Annotated in this window: 5 protein-coding genes; 2 read left to right on the top strand and 3 right to left on the bottom strand. The window is 60.3% G+C overall.

The genetic code is table 11. From position 1 onward, the window contains the following. Window positions 1-52 precede the first annotated feature (52 nt). Window positions 53-937: a LysR family transcriptional regulator gene (locus HMPREF0372_RS10110; protein WP_007491811.1), complete on the bottom strand. Its 885-nt coding sequence runs from the start codon at window positions 935-937 to the stop codon at window positions 53-55. 153 nt (window positions 938-1,090) lie between these two features. Between HMPREF0372_RS10110 and HMPREF0372_RS10105 the strand changes: the two genes are divergently transcribed. Next, window positions 1,091-2,563 (top strand): SLC13 family permease, encoded by a 1,473-nt coding sequence (locus tag HMPREF0372_RS10105; RefSeq protein WP_007491809.1) that lies wholly within the window; start codon window positions 1,091-1,093, stop codon window positions 2,561-2,563. 15 nt (window positions 2,564-2,578) lie between these two features. Beyond that, entirely contained in the window at window positions 2,579-3,502 is a 924-nt protein-coding gene (locus tag HMPREF0372_RS10100; protein ID WP_007491808.1) for a beta/alpha barrel domain-containing protein, read from the top strand. 98 nt (window positions 3,503-3,600) lie between these two features. Here HMPREF0372_RS10100 and HMPREF0372_RS10095 read toward each other — a convergent pair whose 3' ends face one another. Then, complete coding sequence (locus HMPREF0372_RS10095) at window positions 3,601-3,903, bottom strand: cysteine-rich small domain-containing protein (protein WP_007491806.1); 303 nt, start codon at window positions 3,901-3,903, stop codon at window positions 3,601-3,603. A 23-nt stretch (window positions 3,904-3,926) separates the two neighbouring features. Next, window positions 3,927-4,235: a hypothetical protein gene (locus tag HMPREF0372_RS10090; protein ID WP_007491804.1), complete on the bottom strand. Its 309-nt coding sequence runs from the start codon at window positions 4,233-4,235 to the stop codon at window positions 3,927-3,929. Between the last annotated feature and the right edge of the window lie 81 nt (window positions 4,236-4,316).

The following is a 4,316-nucleotide window of genomic DNA, read 5'->3' as shown; positions in this document are numbered from 1 at the left end:
GGCCGGAGCGGGACCCCTCGCTCCGGCCGGCCTGTTTTTTCTCCACAGCGTCCTACATCCCGTCTCCGTAGTAACGCCGGGCCAGCTCCACAATGGCATTTAAGCACTTGTCATCCCGCTGCCGCCAGAGCAGATGCTCCTCGCTGGGCGGGATATCTCTCAGGGGGACGAAGACCACGTGCTCTCCGGCACTGAAGCGATAGAGCTCAGACAAAACAGCAATCCCGCATCCGCAGGCCACCATGGTGAAGATTTGGGGAATGGAGTCCGCCTCCTGGACCACGTGGGGTGAGAAGCCATTCCGGCCGGCATAAGTTACCACCGTGTCAAACTCCACACCGGAGATTTTGTAGTCTGGGACCAGAAACGCCTCATGCCGCAGTTGAGAGAAGCTCAGCTCTCCCGCCCCAGCCAGGGGGTGGCCGCCGGGCAGCACGGCGCAGATCTGGCTGACGGACAGGCTCTGCCGCCCCACGTTGTCCGCCCGGGGCCGGCCAAAAGCCAGGACGAAGTCTGCCATGTGGTCATCCAGGGCGCGGAGAAGGCCGTTTTCGCTGTAAAAGCGCAGCTCCAGCCGGAGGTTGGGGTATTCCTCCTCGATATGCCGCCGCAGGCCGGCAAAGGTATCGCAGACCCGGTCCCGGGGCAGGCCGAAGCGGACCAGGCCCGAGATGTCGCCCGCCGCCGTCCGGGCATTGTTCACCCCCTTACGATATACCTCCAGCATCTCCTCACACGCCCGTGCGAACTCCTCCCCCGCCGCTGTCAGTGCCACTGTCCGTGTGCTGCGCTCCACCAGCCTGAGGTTCAGTTCGCTCTCCAGCGCCGCGATGCTTTTGCTCAGGGCTGGCTGGGTGATGTATAGCTGCTTCGCCGCCTGAGTGTAGCTTCCGGACTGGCAGAGCGCATAGAAATGGGACATCTGCGCGATAGTCATACAGCCACCTCCTCGTGGTATGGCCATTATATAACATTTCCTTATAAATAAAAAGGAAAAACATGAATTTAACAAATAAGCCGACCCGTGTTATAGTTGCCATGGAGAGAGGTGTGCGGTGAAACCGCACCAAAGACAGAAGGAGGAAGAACGATGAAACAGACAAACGCATCCCCCAAGCACAGCTCGTGGGTCTACTACCTAGGGACGCTGGCCATGCTGGCGAGCATGCTACTGCTCCCCCATCTGATCCCGTCCTGGGCTGACGGGATCACCCCCGCCGGCGTGTCCATCGCCTGCGTGTTTGTGGGTGCCATTATCGGCATCCTGACCACCAACGACCTGATCCTGTGCGCCCTGTTCGCCATGGGCGGCCTGGTAATCAACGGCATTCAGACCCCTGCCCAGGTGATCAGCTCCTTTATGGGCGCCTCCTATGTGTGGCAGATCGTGGTGCTCTATGCCCTGTGCTACGTCATCATCCGGGACAACACCGGCGAGGTCATCGCCCGGTTCCTCCTGACCCGCAGATTCACTCAAAAATACCCGATGGTCATGGTGATGATGCTCCTCTTCGCCTTTGGCCTGGCCGCCGCCTTCATGGGGGTGTTCGGCGCCCTCATCGTGGGTTTCACCCTGCTGGATGGAATCTACGCCGAGGCCGGTATCGAGCCCAAAAGCAAGCTGGTCCGCCTGCTATGCCTGGGCGCCTTTATCACCATGTGTATCGGCCCTATGACCATCGGCAGCATGGCGGCCCTTAATCTGGCGGCAGGGCAGTTCTTTCTGGCCGCTGCTGGGGTGCAGGTAGTCACCTTCCGCTTCGTGGCGGAGGCCTTTGCCATTCTCATTGCCTTCTGCGCCGTCTTCGCTCTGGCCCTGCGCTTCCTCTTCCGGTGCGACATCCGAGCCCTGGGCCGGGTAGATCTGGCCCAGGCCCTGGCGGACAAGCCCCTGCGCCTGACCCGGAGGCAGTGGATCCCCCTGGCCGCCTTTCTGATCATCGCCCTCCACTCCTTCACCAGCCCCTACTGGCCTGAGATGCCGGTGCTGAGCGCCCTAAAGGAAATGGACACCGTTCTTTTTACCTCAGTGGCCCTGGCGGTGCTGGCCCTTATCCGGGTGGACGGGGAACAGATCTTCTGCCCTGTGGAGGCCTTCACCAAGGGCGTGAGCTGGCCCATTGTCATGGCCGTGGCCTCCATGGCAGCTATCGGCGGCCTGCTGGTGGCCGACGAGTACGGCATCAAAGCCTGGCTGACGCAGGCCCTGGGTGGCCTCTTCTCCAATCACAGCCCCCTGCTCTTTGTGGCCATGACGGTACTTATTACCTTGCTGCTCACCAACTTCTTCTCTAACACAGCCACCCTGCTGGTGGTCTCCTCCCTGGTATCCGCCCTGAGCGGTCCCCTGGTGGATGCAGGGTATGACATCACCATCCTGGCCGTGGCCATCTCGCTGAGCTCCATGGTGGCCTACCTCACCTACGCGTCCAGCGGTCAGGCAGCCATCCTGCTCAGTCAGAAAAACATGGACAACAAATTCATCTGGACCTACGGTATCGCGGCTATGCTGCTCTATGCGGCGGTGGTTATTCTGGTGTCCGCGGTGTGCCTCTTCTTTTGAAAGGAGTGTTTCGCCATGAATTATCCCTCTTTGGTGTCCCTGAGGGAGGTTGCCCCCAGGGACGGCTGGCAGAAATTCAAGACCGTCCTTCCAACCGAGGTTAAGCGGGAGCTTATCTGTAGTATGATCGACTACGGCGCCCGTGAGCTGGAGATCGGCGTCTTCAGCTCCGACCCCGTCCGGGGCCGGCAGTACCAGGATCTGGACTCCCTCTGCCAAATGGTGCTCCCCTACGCCGCCGAGAAGGGCGTCAGAGTGACCGCCCTGGTGGAGAGCGTGGAGGCCGCCCGACGGGCCAGTACGCTGGGCATCCGCCACGTGGACTTCTTCCTCTCCGTCAGCGACACCTTCGGCCGGGGCTTCGGCTCCACGCCGGTGGAGGCCTTCGCCACCCTTGAAGCCATCGCCAGCCTCCCGGATCTCCAGGTGCAAGCGGCCCTGGGCGCGGTCTTCGGCTGTCCCTTCGGCGATGCCACCCCTCTGGAGAAAACCCTGGCCTATGCCCGGCGAGCCATGGAGCTGGGGGCCTCCTCCCTGGGCCTGGGAGACTCCGCCGGAATGGCCGACCCCATCCATACCGAGCGCATCCTGCGGGGGATTCTGGAGCGCTTCCGGCCAGAGCAGATCTCACTGCACATCCACAACACTGAGGGATTTGGTCTTGCCAACTGCGTGAAAGCCATGGAGTTGGGCTTTACCCGGTTTGACGTGTCCCTGGCCGGCATGGGCGGCTGCCCCGTGATTCCCAATGCCAAGGGGAACATTCCCACCGAAGATTTCGTCAATCTGCTCCACAAAATGGACATCGACTGCGGCATTGATCTGGATCGCTGCACCGTGGCCTCTTTGGACATGAGCCGCCGGATCGGCGCACCGGTCATCAGCAGTATGGTGGGCAACACCCTTCTGAAACAGGATGCCTCCCCGCTACCTTGTTAAATGAACGGCTACCTATGTCTAAAAAAGCGCCCGCCTGCGCATAGCAGTTGGGCGCTTTTTTCATGTGCATCTCGGAATGTATAGGCTGGAACCTTCGTTTACTGTCCTTCCTTCTTCTCCCGTTCCGCCATCTCGCCAGCAATCTTCTGGAAACTGTCGGCAATAAATCCATAGTTCTCCCGGCGGTGGGGTACCAGGCACTCGCTACAGTCCTTGACGCCGCTTTCCAAATAGGTGAAGTTTCCCCCGCACTTCCGCCCCAGCATATAAAGCGGGCAGTAGCAGAACAGGCAGTTGAACTCCGTCCCCTCCGGCACCGGGTGGCAGGGGTAATATTCGCACTCCTTGTTGGTATAGAAAGCGAAGTGCTTGCCCTCCCAGTATTTTTTTTGTTCGCCCATAACCGTATCTCCTTCCCGTTGCGTCAATTCTCTTTTGTCTCCTCCCAAGGGGTAAACAGACAGTAGGCGGGGCATAGCTCCCCCATATAGATCCACACGTTCTCCCCCATCTCCACCGGCTCCGGGAAGGTCAGGTTGGGGATGAACAGCTTCAAAGTGGTACGTTTCTTCCCTTTCAGATTTACCCCCTCCGCCGTGGGGTGGGTCCGGAATTCCTCTACCTGCTGTGCCAGGTCGGCGATGCCCAGCTCCCGCGCCAACCGGGGCAGCACCTCGTTCTCCTTACAGTAGGATACGTGGTCGGGGTTCTTGATCCAGGTGAGATTCAGCATAGCGGTCTCCTTCCTTTCTGCTCGTCGTCACTGTCTCCTGCATAAAGCTGCGGCCGCGGCAGATCCCATGATCCGCCGCGG

The organism is Flavonifractor plautii ATCC 29863 (assembly GCF_000239295.1).
Classification (GTDB): domain Bacteria; phylum Bacillota; class Clostridia; order Oscillospirales; family Oscillospiraceae; genus Flavonifractor; species Flavonifractor plautii.
The sequence above is the reverse complement of the archived record's forward strand: the minus strand, read 5'-3'. Positions and strand labels throughout refer to the sequence as shown.

Excerpts from the sequence above, each read along its gene's own strand:
- HMPREF0372_RS10110 (WP_007491811.1), bottom strand. The coding sequence starts at position 937 with ATGACTATCGCGCAGATGTCCCATTTCTATGCGCTCTGCCAGTCCGGA.
- HMPREF0372_RS10105 (WP_007491809.1), top strand. The coding sequence starts at position 1,091 with ATGAAACAGACAAACGCATCCCCCAAGCACAGCTCGTGGGTCTACTAC.
- HMPREF0372_RS10100 (WP_007491808.1), top strand. The coding sequence starts at position 2,579 with ATGAATTATCCCTCTTTGGTGTCCCTGAGGGAGGTTGCCCCCAGGGAC.
- HMPREF0372_RS10095 (WP_007491806.1), bottom strand. The coding sequence starts at position 3,903 with ATGGGCGAACAAAAAAAATACTGGGAGGGCAAGCACTTCGCTTTCTAT.
- HMPREF0372_RS10090 (WP_007491804.1), bottom strand. The coding sequence starts at position 4,235 with ATGCTGAATCTCACCTGGATCAAGAACCCCGACCACGTATCCTACTGT.